The 17,756-nt window shown below is 70.1% G+C and carries 15 protein-coding genes, 1 tRNA gene and 1 pseudogene; 10 read left to right on the top strand and 7 right to left on the bottom strand.

What is annotated here, in order from left to right:
- Positions 1–1,251, top strand: a 1,251-nt coding sequence (locus VFO26_RS11465; protein WP_325115119.1) for a hypothetical protein, incomplete at its 5' end; no start/stop codon positions are given.
- Between the two features lie 227 nt (positions 1,252–1,478).
- Here the strand turns inward: VFO26_RS11465 and VFO26_RS11460 are convergent.
- The 6 genes from VFO26_RS11460 to VFO26_RS11435 form a co-directional block, all read right to left on the bottom strand.
- Positions 1,479–2,288, bottom strand: a complete 810-nt coding sequence (locus VFO26_RS11460) for a GNAT family N-acetyltransferase (RefSeq protein ID WP_325115118.1) — start codon at positions 2,286–2,288, stop codon at positions 1,479–1,481.
- Positions 2,289–2,464: 176 nt separating this feature from the next.
- Positions 2,465–3,289 carry an ABC transporter permease gene (locus tag VFO26_RS11455; protein ID WP_325115116.1) on the bottom strand — a complete coding sequence of 275 codons (825 nt, stop codon included), beginning with the start codon at positions 3,287–3,289 and terminating at the stop codon, positions 2,465–2,467.
- A gap of 5 nt (positions 3,290–3,294) precedes the next feature.
- Positions 3,295–4,194, bottom strand: a complete 900-nt coding sequence (locus tag VFO26_RS11450) for an ABC transporter permease (protein WP_325115115.1) — start codon at positions 4,192–4,194, stop codon at positions 3,295–3,297.
- Between the two features lie 72 nt (positions 4,195–4,266).
- Positions 4,267–5,463, bottom strand: a complete 1,197-nt coding sequence (locus tag VFO26_RS11445) for an extracellular solute-binding protein (protein ID WP_325115114.1) — start codon at positions 5,461–5,463, stop codon at positions 4,267–4,269.
- Positions 5,460–6,473 carry an ABC transporter ATP-binding protein gene (locus VFO26_RS11440; RefSeq protein WP_325115113.1) on the bottom strand — a complete coding sequence of 338 codons (1,014 nt, stop codon included), beginning with the start codon at positions 6,471–6,473 and terminating at the stop codon, positions 5,460–5,462. The genes VFO26_RS11445 and VFO26_RS11440 overlap by 4 nt, the downstream gene beginning before the upstream one ends.
- A gap of 12 nt (positions 6,474–6,485) precedes the next feature.
- Positions 6,486–7,763 (bottom strand): aspartate aminotransferase family protein, encoded by a 1,278-nt coding sequence (locus VFO26_RS11435; RefSeq protein WP_325115112.1) that lies wholly within the window; start codon positions 7,761–7,763, stop codon positions 6,486–6,488.
- 192 nt (positions 7,764–7,955) lie between these two features.
- On the opposite strand from VFO26_RS11435, the gene VFO26_RS11430 reads away from it, so the two are divergent.
- From VFO26_RS11430 to VFO26_RS11400, 8 genes and pseudogenes are all read left to right on the top strand, one after another.
- Positions 7,956–8,309 carry a response regulator transcription factor gene (locus VFO26_RS11430; protein WP_325115111.1) on the top strand — a complete coding sequence of 118 codons (354 nt, stop codon included), beginning with the start codon at positions 7,956–7,958 and terminating at the stop codon, positions 8,307–8,309.
- A complete protein-coding gene (locus tag VFO26_RS11425; protein ID WP_325115110.1) occupies positions 8,306–10,828 on the top strand; it encodes a PAS domain S-box protein in 2,523 nt (840 codons plus the stop codon). Before VFO26_RS11430 ends, VFO26_RS11425 begins: the two co-directional genes overlap by 4 nt.
- A 175-nt stretch (positions 10,829–11,003) precedes the next feature.
- Positions 11,004–11,501: pseudogene (locus VFO26_RS17930) on the top strand (adenylate/guanylate cyclase domain-containing protein); the annotation flags it as partial.
- A gap of 39 nt (positions 11,502–11,540) precedes the next feature.
- On the top strand, positions 11,541–12,254 hold the full coding sequence (locus tag VFO26_RS17925; RefSeq protein WP_349259077.1) for a response regulator transcription factor: 714 nt from the start codon (positions 11,541–11,543) through the stop codon (positions 12,252–12,254).
- A gap of 156 nt (positions 12,255–12,410) precedes the next feature.
- On the top strand, positions 12,411–13,157 hold the full coding sequence (locus VFO26_RS11415) for a phosphatase PAP2 family protein (protein ID WP_325115108.1): 747 nt from the start codon (positions 12,411–12,413) through the stop codon (positions 13,155–13,157).
- A gap of 120 nt (positions 13,158–13,277) precedes the next feature.
- Positions 13,278–15,503, top strand: a complete 2,226-nt coding sequence (locus tag VFO26_RS11410; RefSeq protein ID WP_325115107.1) for an MMPL family transporter — start codon at positions 13,278–13,280, stop codon at positions 15,501–15,503.
- A 102-nt stretch (positions 15,504–15,605) separates the two neighbouring features.
- Positions 15,606–15,679, top strand: a tRNA-Thr gene (locus VFO26_RS11405).
- A gap of 1 nt (position 15,680) precedes the next feature.
- Positions 15,681–16,322 carry a nitroreductase family protein gene (locus VFO26_RS11400; protein ID WP_325115106.1) on the top strand — a complete coding sequence of 214 codons (642 nt, stop codon included), beginning with the start codon at positions 15,681–15,683 and terminating at the stop codon, positions 16,320–16,322.
- Positions 16,323–16,330: 8 nt separating this feature from the next.
- Here VFO26_RS11400 and VFO26_RS11395 read toward each other — a convergent pair whose 3' ends face one another.
- Positions 16,331–17,119, bottom strand: coding sequence for a class I SAM-dependent methyltransferase (locus VFO26_RS11395; RefSeq protein ID WP_325115105.1), 789 nt, complete (start codon positions 17,117–17,119; stop codon positions 16,331–16,333).
- A 67-nt stretch (positions 17,120–17,186) separates the two neighbouring features.
- Between VFO26_RS11395 and VFO26_RS11390 the strand changes: the two genes are divergently transcribed.
- Entirely contained in the window at positions 17,187–17,753 is a 567-nt protein-coding gene (locus VFO26_RS11390) for a hypothetical protein (protein ID WP_325115104.1), read from the top strand.
- Positions 17,754–17,756 lie beyond the last annotated feature (3 nt).

Raw genomic sequence — 17,756 nt, 5'->3', positions numbered from 1 at the left:
TCGCAAGCGCCCGAGGTTCCGGACAGCAGGCCGCTCGAACGCGATGAGATCGAGGCCCTCGTCGAGGCGCTGATCGAAGAGGCGCGACGAGAGACGCGCCGTCGCCATCGCAGATACTGGGCGCTCGCCGCGCTCGCGGCTATCGTCGGCGCGGTCATCCTCATCCTCCTCGACGGTGGTGCGGCATCGCAGCCCACGTCGAGCGCGCTCGCCGCACGGTCGAGCCTTGCGACCGCGGCGTCGAGCTCCAAGATCGCCTTCATCAGCGAACCTCGGGGCGGCTACTGCGGCACGGTCTGGACCATGAACCCCGACGGAAGCGATCAGCGCAGGCTGACCAACGGCGGTGTCCCTGGGTGCGGGCAGGAGTGGTCCCCTGCCTGGTCGCCCAACGGGCGGGAGATCGCCTTCCAAAGTGACACTCCTCCAGGGACACCATGGTGGGTATCCCCGCTCGCCAGGATCTACGTCATGAACGCCGACGGGAGCGGCGAGCGAATGCTGACGAGCACCCCTGGCATGGAAGGCTCCCCCTCCTGGTCGCCCGACGGGCGGAAGATCGCCTTCACGAGGCACCGTCAGCGCCGCGACCGGGAGATCTACGTCGTGAACGCCGACGGCAGCGGGGAGCGGCAGCTGACGCGCAACGCGGGTGCGGCTATCTTCGCTCCGGCCTGGTCGCCCAACGGGCGCCGGATCGCCTTCGTCGGTGGGGCCGACCGCGGGCCCAGGCGGCACAACTTGGAGATCTACGTGATGAGCGCTGACGGGAGCGAGCAGCGGAGGCTGACGGCCAACACGACGGAAGACGGCAATCCGGTCTGGTCGCCAAACGGCCGGAGGATCGTGTTCGAACGGAACTGGCAAGTCTGGGTCATGAACGCCGACGGCACCGGACAGCGACTGCTGACGCAAAGCGGGGCGCGCCATTTCGCACCCGCGTGGTCTCCCGATGGCCGGAGGATCGCGTTTGAGCGCCGACTTGGAACGCCCTGCCACACCCACTGCACCCGTATCCAGCTTTGGGTCATGAACGCCGATGGGAGCGGACAGCGGATGCTGGCGGGAGACGCGGCGCAACCGTCCTGGTCGCCCGATGGCCGGAGGATTGCGTTCTCGAGCCTGCCCGGCGAAGTAGCGTCCGACATCTACGTCATGAACCCCGACGGCACTGGGCAGCGCAACCTGACGCGAACGCCGGGCGCGGGTCGTCGCGAAAGCCTGCCTGTCTGGTCGCCCGCGCAGAGGTAGGCGTAGTTCAGCCCGCCCGCCTCTAGCTCCCGCTCCTCGATCTAATCAAAGCTTCGCTCACGACTTTACGGACTCGCTGCGCAGGAGCATCCGCCGACGAAGCTCTTGTTGATCGAACCCGCTCTCTCTCCTCGATCCAATCAAAGCTTCGCTCGCGACCCTGCCCGCGGCGGTACCTCATCCGCCTTCATCCGAAGGTGGGCGACCACCGGGATCTCCGGGCGATCTCACGTTGGCTCCGGGAACGGCGACCACTCGTAGACGTTCACCGCGCATACCTCCCGGAAGCCCAGCCGCTCGTACATCGGTCGCCCCATCGGTGACGATCTGAGCACGCCGACGTCGAAGCCGAGCTCGAGTGTGCCTGCGAGCGCCTCGCGGCTGATCGCCGCGCCGATCCCGTGGCGGCGGGCGTCCGGTACGGTGCAGACGAAATAAAGGCCCGCCACGCCCGCCGCGAGGAACACTGAGGCGCACGCCACCGGGTCGCCGCCCGCTAGGCCGACGTAATGCCGCCAAGGCACCTCGTCACCAACGCCGATGCGTGCATGCATCTCGCGTACCGACGCCGCCTCCGGAGGTCCCTCACCGAAGCCGAGCGAGAGCACCTGCTCGTACGCGTCGAGACCGGCGTCGGTCACGACACGCGAGATCCGGACGTCCGTCGGCGCCCCGACGTCCGGGAGCGCCCGGAGGTCCGCCGCCATGCCGGGCTCCGGGCCGCCCTCGAAGCCGTGCGCTTCGAGGCGGGTTCCGAGGTCGGTTGGACGCATCGACGGCCCGACGTGCCACGAGCCCGCGACGCCGCTCCTGCGCATCAGATTCTGCGACTCGGTTATCGCGGCGTCGGCGTGCTCGGGCTCGAGATCGGCTCGCACGACGCAATTGTGGTAGGCGATCGGCGACCCGCCGATTACCCACCTGATCTCCGCGTCGTCCCGCTCCCGACCTCCTCCCGCGCGTCCGAGCGCGAGCAGGAACTCCGCCTCGTTGTCCTCGACCGCGCGTGCGACCCAGGCGGCGGACACGTCCGTCATGCCTCGCATGCTACGAGCCGCGACGACGAGGCAGCCGTCTCCGGCTCCCTCGGGGTCGAGCTGTATGTCGCCGGGGTCAGGCGGCGAGCGCCACGACGGGGATCGGAGCGAACAGCAGGTCAACGGCGGAGGCAAACTTGCCGAACCCGGAACGCCTGAGCCGGCGGGTCGAGCCCCTACGGCGCGGCCGCTCCGACCGCCCTGGCTCCGCCCTCCTCGTCAGGCGTGGACGCGAGCCTGAGCGCGACCCAGATCGGGATGATCGAGATGAGGATCACGAACAGGGCGACGACGTTGACGATGGGCAGCTCGGCGGGGCGGGCGAGGCTTGCGAAGATCCAGATCGGGAGCGTCTGCTGCGCGCCCGAGGTGAACGTCGTCACCACGATCTCGTCGAACGAGAGCCCGAACGCCAGCAGGGCCCCCGCGAGGAGAGCCGAGCGCAGCGCGGGGAACGTCACGTACCGAAACGTCTGCCAGGAGTCGGCTCCGAGATCGGCGGAGGCTTCCTCGAACGAGCCCGCCAGGCGGCGAAGCCGTGCGATCGCGTTGTTGTAGACGACGACGATGCAGAACGTGGCGTGACCGACGATGATCGTCAGCAGGCCGAAGCTGATCCCGACGTTCTGGTAGGTCGCCTGCAGTGCGAGCCCGGTGATGATCCCCGGGAGCGCGATCGGCAGGATCACGAGGAACGAGATCGTCTCGCGCCCGAAGAACGTGTAGCGGGCGACCGCGAGCGACGCGGCGGTGCCGAGCAGCACCGCGAGCACCGTCGCGCCGAGAGCCGCCTGCACCGAGAGCCAGAGCGCCTCGCGGACGTCCTCGTCCTCGAAGGCCACGCTGAACCACTTCGTGCTGAAGCTCTCGATCGGCCACCCCTGGGTCACGCTCTCGTTGAAGGCGTAGAGCACGATCACCCCGAGCGGGACGTAGATGAAGGCGAGCGTCGCCGCCGCGCCGAGGCGGAGCAGCACGCGCGTCAGGCGGGACTCGACCACGAGTCCTACAACGCCTCGAAGGCTCGCAGCCGGCGCGCGATCAGCAGGTACACGAGCATGATCGTGATCGGCACGAAGGTGAAGGCCGCGGCGGCCGGCAGCGCCTGGCCGCGGATCGAGTAGATCACGGTGCCGATGTACTGCTCGCTCGTGATCAGCCCGGGCGCGATGTAGTCGCCGAGCGTCAGCGAGAACGTGAAGATCGAGCCCGCGACGACCGCCGGGAACACGAGCGGCAGCGTCACCCGGAGGAACGTGCGGAAGGACTTCGCGCCGAGATCGGCGGAGGCCTCGAGCAGCGACGACGGCAGCCGCTCGAGCCCGGCGTACACCGGCAGGATCATGAACGGGAGCCAGAGGTACGTGAACACGAGCCAGAGGCCGACGGACGAGAACCCCGGGAAGTCGATGCCGAACGGGCCGAGCGCCCAGTCCAGCACCCCGCCGTTCGCGAGCATCGTCCGCCACGCGTACGCCTTGACGAGGTAGCTCGCCCAGAGCGGCATCAGCACGGCAACCACGAGGATGTTCCGCGTCCGGCGCGATGCGACGCGGGCCATGTAGTACGCGATCGGGAACGCGAGCACCGCGTCGGCGAGCGTGACCAGGCCCGCCATCTTCACCGTCCGCCAGGTGACGTTGCGGAAGACGTCCCGCTCGAAGAGGTTGCGGAAGTTGTCCAGCGTCCACTCGTGGACGACCTCTGCGGTGAACGGGTTCGTCCGCCAGAGCGAGGACAGCAGGAGGATGAACAGCGAGCCGAGGTACGCGATGACCAACCACCCCACCGGCCCCGCGAGCAGCCCGGCGAGCCGCAGCCGCGGGTGCCGATGGAGGAAGGTCGAGAACCGCCGCGCGAGGCCTGCTTCCACGGGCGACGCCAGCTCTGGATCGACGGTCGACATCGTCTAAGGGCATCGGGGCGGCCATTGGCCGCCCCTATGCTGGTCTCCGCTGCTCGCGCGAAGCGGGAGCACCTACCCCCGGATCTCCGTCCAGGCGGCCTTCCAGTCCTCCTGCGTCACGCAGGTGCCGTCGTCCTCCGTGCCGCCGCAGTCACCGGTCGGCGTCGTCCAGTAGTAGACGTCGTTCCACCACGCCTCGTCCTCGGCGTGATAGTCGGAGCAGTGGCTCGAGTTCTCCGTCAGCTCGCACGCCTTCGTGTTGACCGGCGCCTCGCCGAAGAACTCCGCCACCTTGGCCTGTGCCTCCGGCGAGATGATGTAGTTCATCCAGAGGTACATGCAGTTCGGGTTGGCTGCCTCGGAGTAGATCATCCAGGTGTCCGACCAGCCCGTCGTGCCCTCCTTCGGCTTGACCGCCTTGACCGGCACCTTGTCGGCGGTGAGCAGGTTCACCTGGTACGGCCACGTCGTGCCGACCACGCTGTCGCCGCTCTTGAACGACTGGACCTGCTTGGCCACGTCGCCCGGCCAGTACTCGCCGACGTTCGGCGCCTGCTCCTTGAGCAGGGCCACCGAGGCGTCGAACTGCTCCTGGGTCAGCTGGTACGGGTCCTCGATCCCGAGGTCGGGCTGGGTCGCCTTCAGGTAGACCGCCGCGTCCGCGATGAAGATCGAGTCGTCGTAGATCGAGAGCTTGCCGTTGTAGGGGCCCGACGCGTCCCAGATCACGTTCCAGCTGTTCGTCTCCTCGGGCACGACGTCGGTGCGGAAGACGAGCAGGTTCGGCCCGCGGCCGTGTGGCACGCCGTACGGCTCTCCGTCCCTCGAGTTGTAGAACTGGTTCTTGATGCCCTCCTGGACGTCCGCGTAGTTCGGGATCAGCTCGGTGTCCACCGGAGCGACGTCACCGCGCTCCATCAGGCGCACGCTCGCGTTGCCGGACGCCGAGACGCCGTCGTACTCGCCGGTCGCGAGCAGGTCGATCATGTCGTCCGAGCTGGCGCCGTTCTTCGTGTTGACCGTGCAGCCCGTCTGCTGCGTGAACGTGTCGGCCCACGACTTGTCGGCGTACCCCGACCAGATCACGAGGTTGACCTGGCCCTCGTCGCGGGCCATCTCCTGGATCTCCTCGATCGAGCCTCCGAGGCCCTCGATCGCACCCGACCCTTCCCCGTCGTCGCCGCCGCAGCCCGCGGCCACGACGGCGAGGGCCGCCACCAGCCCGAGCAGTCCGGCCCGCAGGCCGATCCGCCGCCTCTGCTCTCTCATTCGTTGCCTCCCGTATCGACGATTTCCGACTCGTGCTCCGGACGCCACTGCAGGCGCAGGCGGCGTCCCTTGGACGCGAGCACGTCGCTCGAGGACTCCTCCAGGTTCTGGGTCAGCACCTGGAGCTCGCTTCCCCTGTCGAGCGTGACGTGGTACCGCGTCACCGGGCCGACGTACGAGACGTCGCGCACCGTTCCCTCCTCCACGTGCGCTCCCGGGAACGGCGCCTCGCCGTCGTCGAGGACGTGGATCTTCTCGGGCCGCACGGTCGACCGGCGGCCGTCCCGCTCGATCACGTTCGAGACGCCGACAAACCCTGCGATGAACTCGCTGCGGGGGTGCTCGTACACCTCCGCGGGCGGCCCGACCTGATCGATCCGGCCGCGGTTGAAGACCGCGATCCGGTCGCTCATCGTGAGCGCCTCCTCCTGGTCGTGCGTCACGTAGACGAACGTGATCCCGACCTCCTGCTGGATCTGCTTCAGCTCGATCTGCATCTCCTGACGGAGCTTCAGGTCCAGCGCGCCGAGCGGCTCGTCGAGGAGCAGCACCCGTGGACGGTTGACGATCGCGCGGGCGAGCGCCACGCGCTGTCGCTGGCCGCCGGAGAGCTGGGACGGCTTCCGGACGCCGAAGCCCTCGAGCCGGACCATGGACAGCGCCTCGGCGGCCCGCGTCCGACGCTCGGCCTTCCCCACGCGTTTCACCATCAGCCCGTACTCGACGTTCTGCTGGACGGTCATGTGCGGGAACAGCGCGTAGTCCTGGAACACGGTGTTGACCGGCCGGTCGTACGGCGGCAGCGCGGAGACGTCACGACCACCGAGCTCGATGCCCCCCTCGTCCGGCTGCTCGAACCCCGCGATCATCCGCAGCGTGGTGGTCTTGCCGGAGCCGGACGGGCCGAGCATCGTGAAGAACTCGCCGCGGGCGATCTCCAGATCGATCCCGTCGACGGCGGCGACGTCGCCGTAGCTCTTCCGCAGGCCGCGGAGCCGGATGTCGGGCATCTCCGTCACCGATCAGCGCGCTGCGGTGAGTGCGTCCGAGAGCAGCCCCAGGCCGTCTTCGAGCTCGTCGTCGGAGATGGTCAGCGCAGGCAGCAGGCGGACGACGTTTCCGTACAGGCCGCACGCGAGCAGCAGCAGGCCACGCTCGAATGCCGCGTCGACGATCGCCTTCGCACGGTCCGGGGTGCGCTCGGCCAGCTCGAACGCGATCATCGGCCCGAGACCTCGGACCTCGCCGATCCCGGTGTGCCGCGCGGCGAGCTCCTCGAGGCGCGTACGGAGCCGTTCGCCGAGGCGCGCCGCGGCCTCGAGGAACTCGGGCTCGCGCACGGCTTCCAGCACCGCGACGGCGGCGGCGCAGGACAGCGGATTGCCGCCGAACGTCCCGCCGAGGCCGCCGGGCTCGACCGCGTCCATCAGCTCGGCCCGTCCAGTGACGGCTGCGAGCGGCAGGCCCCCGCCGATCGACTTGCCCGAGACGAGGAGGTCGGGCTCCACGCCGTTGTAGTGCTCGATCGCCCACATCTTCCCGGTGCGCCCGACGCCGGACTGCACCTCGTCGTCGACGTAGAGGATTCCGTGCTCGCGGCAGAGCTCGGCGAGCCGCGCAGGGAAGTCGGGGGGCATGGGGACGAACCCGCCCTCGCCCTGCACCGGCTCGAGCAGCACACAGGCAACGGTCTGCGGGTCGACCTCGGACTTGAACACCTTCTTCATCCCCTCGATCGCGTCGTCGCTCGAGACGCCGCGGTACGGGTACGGCGCCGGCGCGCGGTACACCTCGGGCGCGAACGGGCCGAAGCCGGCCTTGTAGGGATGCACCTTGCTCGTCATCGTCATCGTCAGCAGGGTGCGGCCGTGGAACGCGTTGTCGAACACGATCACGGCGGGGCGGCCGGTCGCGGCGCGGGCGATCTTGACGGCGTTCTCGTTGGCCTCCGCCCCGGAGTTGACGAGGATCGACTTCTGGTCCGTGCCGGCACAGGGCGACAGCTCGGCGAGCAGGCGGCACGTCTCGACGTACGGCTCGTAGACGCCGACCATGAAGCACTGGTGGAGGTAGAGGTCCGCCTGGTGATGGATGGCATCGACCACCGGGGCGAACCTGTGGCCCGTGTTCTGGCAGCCGATCCCGCCCGCGAAGTCGATGAACTCCCGTCCGTCGACGTCGGTCACGCGTGCGCCGTCGGCGCTGGCGACCACGAGCCTCGGGGTCGAGACACCGCCGCTGACGAAGCGCTTCCGGTCGTCCAGGACCTGCTCGTGGGAGCGCTGCTCGGTCGTCTGCATGCGCGCGAGTATGCACCATCGCCACCCGGGCGTCATCCGCGCAACGCGCGGCTCGAGGGACAGAACGCCTCGCAATGCGCAGCGAGGCGACGCCGACTCCCCGCACGCAGTCGACAGCGCGGTCAGTGAGCTCGCGCGGTGGGTGCGGTTTGCCACACCACGCCTCCGTTTGCCTTCTGCGACGATGGGCCCATGGAGACCCTCACGACGATCCTCATCGTCGACGACCACCCGAGCTTTCGCCGGTGCGCGCGAGCGCTTCTGGAAGCGGACGGTTTCACGGTGATCGGCGAGGCAGAGGACGGCGAGGGGGCGCTCTCCGCGATCGACTCCCTCCATCCCGAGGTCGTGCTTCTCGACGTCCAGCTCCCGGACATGGACGGCTTCGCGGTCCTCGATCAGCTCGGCGCGGACGCACCGCAGGTCGTCCTCGTGTCGAGCCGTGACGCCTCCGACTACAACGGCCTGATCCGCTCGAGCGGCGCTCGTGGATTCATCTCCAAGGCCGAGCTCTCGGGGGCAGCCGTTCGCTACCTGCTCCGGTGACACGCCGGCGGCTCGCCGCAGCCGTCGTCCTGGGCGCGGCGCTGTACGCCGGAGCCCTCTACCTGGTCTTCACGGCGGACCTCGGCGAGCCGCGCGCGCTGATCGCCATGGTCACCGTCGCGGGCCTCATCTTCACCGTCACGGGCACGGTCGCGGCCGTCCGTCGCCCCGACAACCGGACCGGCGTCCAGATGCTCACCGTCGGCCTTCTCTGGTCGATCGGCGCGCTGCAGATGGCGAACGCGTCCCTGCCGTTCACCCTCGGCTACGTCTTCGGGGGTGTCGCGTTCGTCGCGTTCGCGCACCTCATCCTCTCGTACCCGACCGGGCGGCTCCGGCACGGCGACGAGTGGATCGTGTGGGCGGTGCTGGCGCTGGTGACGGTCGGCCCGCTCGCCGTCTCGCTCGTCGATCCGAGCCCCATCCCGGGGTGCGACGACTGCCCGGAGAGCGCGTTTCTCATCGCCGATCGTCCCCGGCTCGCGCAGGCGGCAGGTGTCGCGCTGGCGCTCACCGCGGCCGCGTTGTCGGCGTTCGTGTTCGTCCGGCTCGTACGGCGGTACCGGGCGGCGACGCCGCCCCTCCGCCGCGTGATCGGCCCGGTCTACCTGTTCACCCTCGCGGCGCTCGTCGGGCTCGTGGCGAGCAGCCTCGTCGCGACGGTCGATGCGGAGGCCGGGTACGTGCTCGAGTTCGCGTCGCTCGCGTTCCTCGCGTTGATGCCGGTGGCGTTCCTCGCGGGCATCCTTCGCACCCGACTCGCGCGCGCAGGCATCGCCGATCTCGTGATCGCACTGGGCGACGGCAGCCCGCTCCGGGACGCGGTCGCCGACGCGCTCGGCGACCCTTCGCTCGACCTCGCCTACTGGTCCGACCAGCGTCAGGCGTGGGTCGACGAGGAGGGGCAGACGCTGCGCGAGCCGATCGCCCGGGGCGCGAACACTGCCACCTTCGTCGAGCACGGAGGCAAGCGCGTGGCCGCGCTGCTGCACGATCGCAGCCTCACCGACCAGCGCGAGCTCGTCGACGCGGTCGCCGCGACCGCGTCGCTCGCCTTCGAGAAGGAACGCCTCCAGGCAGAGCTGCGCGCCCAGTACCTCTTCCTCCAGACGATCATCAACACCGCGCCGAGCCTGCTCTCGGTCGTCGACACGGAGGGTCGGATCAGGAACTTCAACCGGGCGGTCGAGGTGGCGAGCGGCATCGACGACCGGAACCGGATCGAGGGCAGGTACTTCTGGGAGATCTTCATCGACCCGGACGAGCGGGAGGAGATGATCCAGCGGTTCCGCGACGCGGCGCCCGACTATCCGCCGAGCGAGTACGAGAACGTCTTCACGGACGCGCGCGGGAACGAGCGGGTGATCGCCTGGAAGACGGCGCCGCTCGTCGACCAGAACGGCGACGTCGTCCGGATCATCGCCGGTGGGATCGACATCACCGACCGCAAGCGCCGCGAGGTCGAGCTGCAGCGCCAGTGGAACTTCGCGAGCACCGTCGCCGACACGATCCCCAGCTTCATCGTCGTCACCGATCACGAGGCGGTCGTCGTCCAACACGGAGCCAACCGGGCGTTCTGCGACGCGTTCGGCCGCACGCTCGAGGAGCTCGAGGGCTCCTCGTTCCTCGAGCTGGTGGCCCGCGACGACGAGTTCGCGGCCCTCATGGCGATCGCCGGTGCGGCGAACGGCGTGCCCCAGGCCGAACGGGAGTCACGCTGGCTGACGCGCGACGGACGCGAGCGCACCGTCGCCTGGACGGCGACGCCGATCCTCGACCAGTGGGGCGTCCCGCGGGTGCTCCTCTCGGGCGCGGACGTCACCGAGAGGAAGCGTCAGGAAGCGGAGATCCGTGCCTCCCGCAGCCGGATCGTCGCCGCGACCGACGCCGCCAGGCGACGGCTCGAGCGGAATCTCCACGACGGCGCCCAGCAACGCCTGGCCGCACTGTCGCTCTCGCTGCGGCTCGCCGAGGCGAAGCTGCTCGTCGACGCCGAGCAGGCCGGCGAGATCCTCGTCGCAGCCCGAACCGAGCTCGCCGAGGCACTCGAGGAGCTGCGCGAGCTGGCGAGGGGGCTCCACCCCAACGTCCTCACGGACCGCGGGCTCGGGCCGGCGCTCGAGGCGCTCGTGCTGCGCTCGCCGATCCCGGTCGAGGTGGACGTCCCGGACGAGCGCTTCCCGCCTGCGATCGAGGCGGCCGCGTACTACGTCGCAGCGGAGGCGCTCGCCAACGTCGCGAAGTACGCCGACGCAACCTTCGCGCAGGTGCACGTTGTGGAGGACGAGGAGGAGGCCGCGATCGTCGTGGAGGTCGTGGACGACGGCATCGGGGGCGCCGACCCGGGGAGAGGATCGGGGCTCGAGGGCCTGGAGGACCGCGTCGAGACCCTGGACGGCACCTTCACCGTGGAGAGCCCGCCGGGCGGCGGCACCCGCGTGCGCGCGACGATCCCGACCGGCCCGCGGCCGCTCCCCCTCGGCGCAGGTTCGGAAGACCGCACCGGCGAAGGCCGGTAGACCCCAGCGCCGCACGCCCGTGCGGGCGCCATGCTGGGCGCATGGACAAACACGCACGTCGATGACGTTTCCCCGCGTCGAGCCGGGGACGGCGACCGGCCTCTCATGACCGGCGCCGGCGTCGGGAGCAAGGCTTCCGCGCCGTTCGTGCCGTCGCCACCGCCGCCCCGGCTCCGTGCACCCGATACGCGTTCCGCGCCTCGCTCGTAGACTCACCCGAGTGAGCGCTCTGCCGACCGGGACGGTCACCTTCCTGTTTGCCGACGTGGAGGGATCGACGAAGCTCGTCCAGAGCTTCGGCGCCGTGTACTCCGGCGTGATCGCCGACGTCCGACGCATGCTCCGAGAGGAGATCGGCGCGAACGGCGGGGTCGAGGTCGACGCGACCGGCGACGAGCTCTCCGCGGTCTTCGAGGAGGTCGATCCCGCCCTCGCCGCAGCCCTCGCAGGCCAGGCGCGGATCCGTGACCACACCTGGCCGGAGGGCATGACGGTGAAGGTGCGGATGGGGCTCCACACGGGCGTCCCCCAGCTCGGCGAGGAGGGATACACCGGGCTCGACGTGATCCGGGCCTCGCGCATCGCCGCAGCAGGCCACGGCGGGCAGATCCTGCTCTCGTCGACAGCAGAGCCGTTCGCCTCGGGGATGGAGACGCGTGATCTCGGTACCCACCGCCTGCAGGGTCTCCCCGATCCGGAGCGGATCCACCAGGTGATCGCCGACGGGCTCCCGCGCGACTTCCCGCCCCTCCGCGGCACGGTCTCACAGCTCGGTGACGCCAGGCGCGTCGTCCTCGCGGACGACTCGGTCCTGCTCAGGGAGGGGGTCGCGCGCCTGCTGGAGGAGGCCGGCTTCGAGGTGGTCGCCCAGTCGGGCACGGCCGAGGACCTGCTCCGCCACGTCGCGATGCACAAGCCCGACGTCGCCGTGATCGACATCCGGATGCCGCCCACCCACACGGACGAGGGGCTGCGCGCGGCGCGGGAGATCCGCGAGCGCCACCCTGGTGTCGGCGTCCTGCTCCTCTCGCAGTACGTCGAGCCGGGCTACGCGATGGCGCTGCTCGAGACGAGCGCCGAGGGAGTCGGCTACCTGCTCAAGGACCGCGTCTCCGACCTCGAGCAGTTCGGAACGGCCGTGCGCCGCGTCGCAGACGGCGGCTCCGCGCTCGACCCTGCCGTGGTCAGCGAACTCGTCGGCCGCAAGCGGCGGGACGACCCGCTCGAGCAGCTCACCGCGCGGGAGCGGGAGGTCCTCGAGCTGATGGCCGAGGGCCGCTCGAACCAGGCGATTGCCGAGCGGCTGTTCGTCACGCTCCGAGCGGTCGAGAAGCACGTGACGAGCATCTTCACGAAGCTCGGCCTGCCGGCCTCGACGGACGACCACCGCCGCGTGCTCGCCGTGCTGGCGTTCCTGCGCGCGTAGCACTTCCGCTGTCGAGAACCGCCCCTATCCAGGCAAGACGGCCGCGTGCACGACGGCACAGCACCGGGCACCGTCCCGACAGAGTGCGGTTGTCCGCACCGCTGCTGGCGGGGTCTCCGCATGGTTCGGAGGCGTGTCGAGGGGCAAGGTGGAGCCATGGTTCGCAGCTGGCTCTCACGCTCTCACTCCGGCGCCCGCGAGATCGCCGGTCTCGCCGCGCTCTACGGCCTCTACGAGGTCGTGCGCGGCGCAGGCGGCGAGAACGTCCGGGTCGCGATGCAGAACACGGCGGACATCGTCGCGTTCGAGCGCGCAGTCGGGCTCTACGTCGAGCAGGGTGTCCAGAGAGCCTTCGAGGCGGTCCCCTATGCGCCTGCGCTGCTCGGGCTGCTCTACGTGCTGCTCCACTTCGCAGGGACCGCGATCGCGCTCGTGTGGATCCACCGGCGCCACCCCGACCGGTTCCCGATCGTCCGCACGACGTTCGTCGGGGCGACGGCGCTGGCACTCGTCGGCTACGTCTTCTATCCCGCCGCGCCGCCGCGCCTCGCCGAGCTCGGGTTCTCGGACACGGTCACGAGCTCGACCGGCCTCGACCTGAGCTCCGACCTGCTGGGAGCGCTGTACAACCCGTTCGCCGCCGTCCCGAGCCTGCACTTCGGCTACGCGCTGATCGTCGGTGTCGCGCTCGCGGCAATCGCTTCCCGGCGCTGGGTGCGGATCGTCGGCGCGCTCTACCCGGCCGCGATGCTCCTGATCATCGTCGCCACCGGCAACCACTTCTTCGTGGACGCCGCCCTCGGCGGGCTCGTGGTGGTCGTCGGCTGGCTCGTGGCTCGCGTGCTCGTCGCCGCGCCCGCGCCCCGCGCTCCCGCGCCGCGCGTCGCCACCAGCAGGGCCTGACGGCAGCCGTACTCCCGCGGTGTGGGAGGCCACACCGCGGGACACCAGCCGTCCCTACCGCGCTTCGCTCGACGTGGTGACAGCCTCGGCACACCAACCCAACCGCACCTGGAGATCCCCATGTCACCTCTGAAGCGCAGCAACAACATCGCGGCCCGCATGGGTCGCTGGAGCGCTCGCCACCGCAAGACGGCGATCTTCGGCTGGCTCGCGTTCGTCGTCGCAGCCGTCGTGATCGGCGGGGCGATCGGCACCGAGCAGCTCGGCGACAACGACACGCTGCCGGGCGAGTCCGGGAAGGCAGCCCGCATCCTCGAAGACGGGTTCGAGCAGCCCGCCGGCGAGACCGTGCTCGTCCAGAGCGAGTCGCTCACGGCGAGCAGCCCCGCGTTCCGGGCGGCCGTCGAGGACGTCCTGCGCAGGGTGTCCGCCCTGGGCGTCGTCGCCAACGTCGAGAGCCCGTACGCCGCCGGCAACGGCGCCCAGATCTCGGCCGACGGCCACTCCGCGATCGTCAACTTCGATATCCGCGGCGACTCGGAGAAGGCCGTCGACAAGATCGATCCGGTGATCGACGCCGTCCAGGCGGCGGCCGCCGGGCATCCCGCGCTCTCGATCGACGAGTTCGGGGTCAGCGCCGAGAAGCAGCTCGACGAGAAGTTCGCCAATGACCTCGAACGGGCCGGAATGCTCTCGCTGCCGGTCACGATCGTGATCCTCGTGATCGCGTTCGGCGCGCTCGTCGCCGCGGGAATCCCGCTGCTGCTCGCGCTCTCGGCGGTGATGGCGACGATGGGCCTGCTCGCGATCCCGAGCCAGCTCTGGCCCGTCGACGAGAACATCAGCGCGATCGTGCTCCTGATCGGGCTCGCCGTCGGGGTCGACTATTCGATGTTCTACTTGAAGCGCGAGCGCGAGGAGCGCGCGGCAGGGAAGAGCGAGAGCGCTGCTCTCGAGTCCGCGGCCGCCACCTCGGGTCGTGCCGTCCTGATCTCCGGCCTGACGGTGATGACGGCGATGGCCGGGATGTTCCTCACCGGCGACGAGACGTTCGGCTCGTTCGCGATGGCGACGATCCTCGTCGTCGCGATCGCGGTGCTGGGCTCGCTGACGGTGCTCCCGGCACTCCTCTCGTGGCTCGGAGACCGCGTCAACAAGGCCCGCGTGCCCTTCCTCCACAGCCGCCAGCGGCCCGAGGGCGGGCGGATGTGGGGCTGGATCCTCGACCGCGTGCTGGCCAGGCCGCTCGTCTCGGCGATCGCCGCGACCGCGGTCCTCGTCGCTTTGGCGCTGCCGGCGCTGGGGATGAAGACGGTCGTGCCGGGTGCGGAGGCGCTGCCGCAGGACCTGCCGGCCGTGCAGACGTACAACCGGCTCCAGCAGGCGTTTCCCGGCGAGCAGGCTCCAGCGATCGTGGTCGTCGAGACGGCCTCGACCGACGCGCCCGACGTCCGGTCGGCGGTCGCGGAGCTGCAGAAGCAGGCGCTCGCGACGGGACGCTTCCACGAGCCCGTGACGGTCGACGTGAACGCAGATCGCACGGTCGCGGAGATCGACCTGCCGATCGACGGCACCGGCACCGACGCGGCCTCGAACGCCGCCCTCGCGTCGCTCCGAGAGGACATCGTCCCGGCCACGGTCGGTGCGCTCGACGGCGCCGAGGTTGGCGTCACCGGGACGACGGCGATCTCGAAGGACTTCGACACCTCGATGCGCTCGACCGCGCCCCTCGTGTTCGCCTTCGTGCTCGCATTCGCGTTCGTGCTCCTGCTGGTCTCGTTCCGCTCGATCGTGCTCGCGGCGAAGGCGATCGTGCTCAACCTGCTGTCGGTCGCGGCCGCGTACGGCGTCCTGGTGCTCGTCTTCCAGGGGAGCTGGGCGAAGGGCATCCTCGACTTCGACTACTCCGGAGGCGTGATGGCGTTCATGCCCGTGTTCCTGTTCGTCATCCTCTTCGGCCTCTCGATGGACTACCACGTGTTCATCCTGAGCCGGATCAGGGAGGCGTACGACCGCGGGATGAAGACGGAGGACGCGGTCGCGCACGGCATCAAGACGACGGCAGGCGTGGTCACGAGCGCGGCGATCGTCATGGTCTTCGTGTTCGGGATCTTCGCGACGCTCTCGATCGTGATGCTGAAGCAGTTCGGCGTCGGCCTCGCGACGGCGGTCCTGATCGACGCGACGATCGTGCGGGCCGTCCTGCTCCCGGCGGCCATGACGCTGCTCGGCGACTGGAACTGGTACCTGCCGCGCTGGCTCGAGTGGCTGCCGCGCCTCGAGCACGAGCGTGGCGAGGAGGTTCCGGCCGCGGCGGAGGCCGCGCCCGCGAGGCTCGCCGCCTGAGGGCCGACAGAGCTGGGGGTCGGGCGCCGCAACCCCGACCCCCAGACCAGATCGTGCTTCGGAGCCCATCGGCTGCCGGGCCGTCTACCATCGACAGAGCGCGCCGGAGTAGCTCAGCTGGTCAGAGCACCGCTCTTGTAAAGCGGGGGCCAAGGGTTCGAATCCCTTCTCCGGCTCTTGGAGCTCGCCGACATCCTCGGGCGGCGCCGGATGACACGCAGCTACCTGCCCGATCCGATCCCGCGTGAGGTGATCGAGCGGATCGTCTCGACGGTGCGCCGGGCGCCGAGCGGCGGCTTCAGCCAGGGGCACCGGCTCGTCGTGGTCACCGAGGCCGACACCCGCAGGGAGCTGGCCCGCCTGGCGGGCGAGGAGGAGTACGTCGCCGCCGGCGGGCAGGCCTGGATCTCGACGGCGCCCGTCCACGTCTTCGTGGGCACGCGCGAGGAGAGCTACCACGAGCGCTACCGCCGGCCCGACAAGCTGCGTGACGGAGAGGAGATCGGCTGGCCGGCTCCGTACTGGTACGTCGACGCGGGCGCCGCCTTCATGCTCCTGCAGCTCGCCGCGATCGACGCGGGCCTGGCCACGGGTGTCTACGGCGTCCTGCCGGAGCAGGTTCCGGAGGTCGAGACGCTCCTCGGCGTGCCCGACGACGTCCACTTCGTCTGCCTCGTCACGATCGGGCACCCCGCACCGGATCCACGCGAGACCGCCGTCGTCTCGCGGCTCACGCAGAGACGCCTACCGGTGGCAGAGCTCGTGCGCTGGGAGCGGTGGGACGAGCCGGGCCAGCCCACGAGCCAGGCACAGCGCTGACCGGGCGGTCAGGCTGCGGCGAGCAGGAAGTGCCACTCGTTCTCGAGCACGTAGCCGCCGTCCTCCCGCCGGAACGGCGCGAGCGTCTCGAGCAGGGCGTCGCGCACCTCGTCCTCCCGGTCCCCGGCGGCATCGCCGACACCGGCCGCGGAGAGCAGAGAGCGCGTGAGCTCGTCGTCGTCGCGGTAGACGTACGCCCAGGAGATGTCGAAGGTGGTCTTCGGCTCCAGCCCGGCCGCGCCCGCGATCCGCTCGAGCACACCGGGCTCGGCGAGCGAGGGCGGCGGAGGCGCATCGGGATCGGCGCCCGGGAAATACGGCCTCACGATCGGCTTGATCGCGTCGAGATCGCAGGCTTCGTGCCTGCCCCACACCTGGATCAGGACCGAGCCGGTGGGCACGGCGACGCGACGCGCTTCGCGCAGTGCGGCGACCATGTCGTCGGCGAAGAAGAACGAGTTGAAGCCCGCGACCACGTCGAAGGTGTCGTCCGCGAACGGCAGGAACTGCATGTCGCCGACGCGGAGGTCGGCCTCCGGGACGCGCGCGCGGGCGCGGTCGACCAGCGTCTCGGACGCATCGAGGCCCGTCACGTGAGCGCCGCGGTCGGCGGCCGCGCGCAGGAAGACGCCGGACCCGCACCCGACCTCGAGCACGCGTTGACCCGACCCGATCCCGAGGCGGCGGATCGCCTCCTCGTAGGTGGGGAGCTGCTGTTCCTCGGTCGCCGACCATTCGTCGGGCCGCGTGCCCCAACGCGGGCCCCAGCGCTCGGCGCTGCCGGTGGGCGTGGTCATGGAAGCCATTGTTCTCCACCTCCTGAGCTAAACTATGTTCCGTAGGTATAAACTATGAAGCGTAGTTATGTCAAGAGATGAGCTGAGCCTGTTCTCGTACGAGATCCTCGGTCTCGTCGGGCGCACGGGCGCGGGCGCCCACGACCTGCTGCGCTGGGCCCGTCGCGGGCGGATGCTCGACTGGGCGGGCGAGAGCCAGTACTACGCCGAGCCGAAGCGCCTGGCCAGGCTCGGGTACCTCGACGCGCGCAAGGAGCCCGGCAGGACCCGCGAGCGCACCGTTTACACGCTCACGGACAGAGGGCGCGAGGCCCTTCGCGAATGGGCTCGTACACCGGTGCGCTTCACGCCGCTCAAGAGCGAGGCCCTGCTCCGGGTCATGATCACGGACCTCGTCGGGGCCGAGATCACACGGGACACGATCGGCACGCTCCGCGACGACGTCGCGGAGCTCTCGGCGCAGCTCGACGATGCAGAGCTCCGGGCGGAGGCGCTCCCCCACCGACGTGAGAACCTGCTCCTCGTGATCCGCTTCCTGCGCCGGCTCCTCGACCTTCACCTCGAGCTCGTCCAGGAAGTCGAGGACGAGCTCGCACCACCGGCCGCTCGCCGGGAGCAGGAAGCCGCACGCTGACAC

Origin of the sequence: Gaiella sp. (genome assembly GCF_035710885.1) — a bacterium.
GTDB lineage: Bacteria > Actinomycetota > Thermoleophilia > Gaiellales > Gaiellaceae > Gaiella.
Note: the sequence above shows the minus strand (reverse complement) of the source record. Positions and strands in the feature narration are given on the sequence as shown.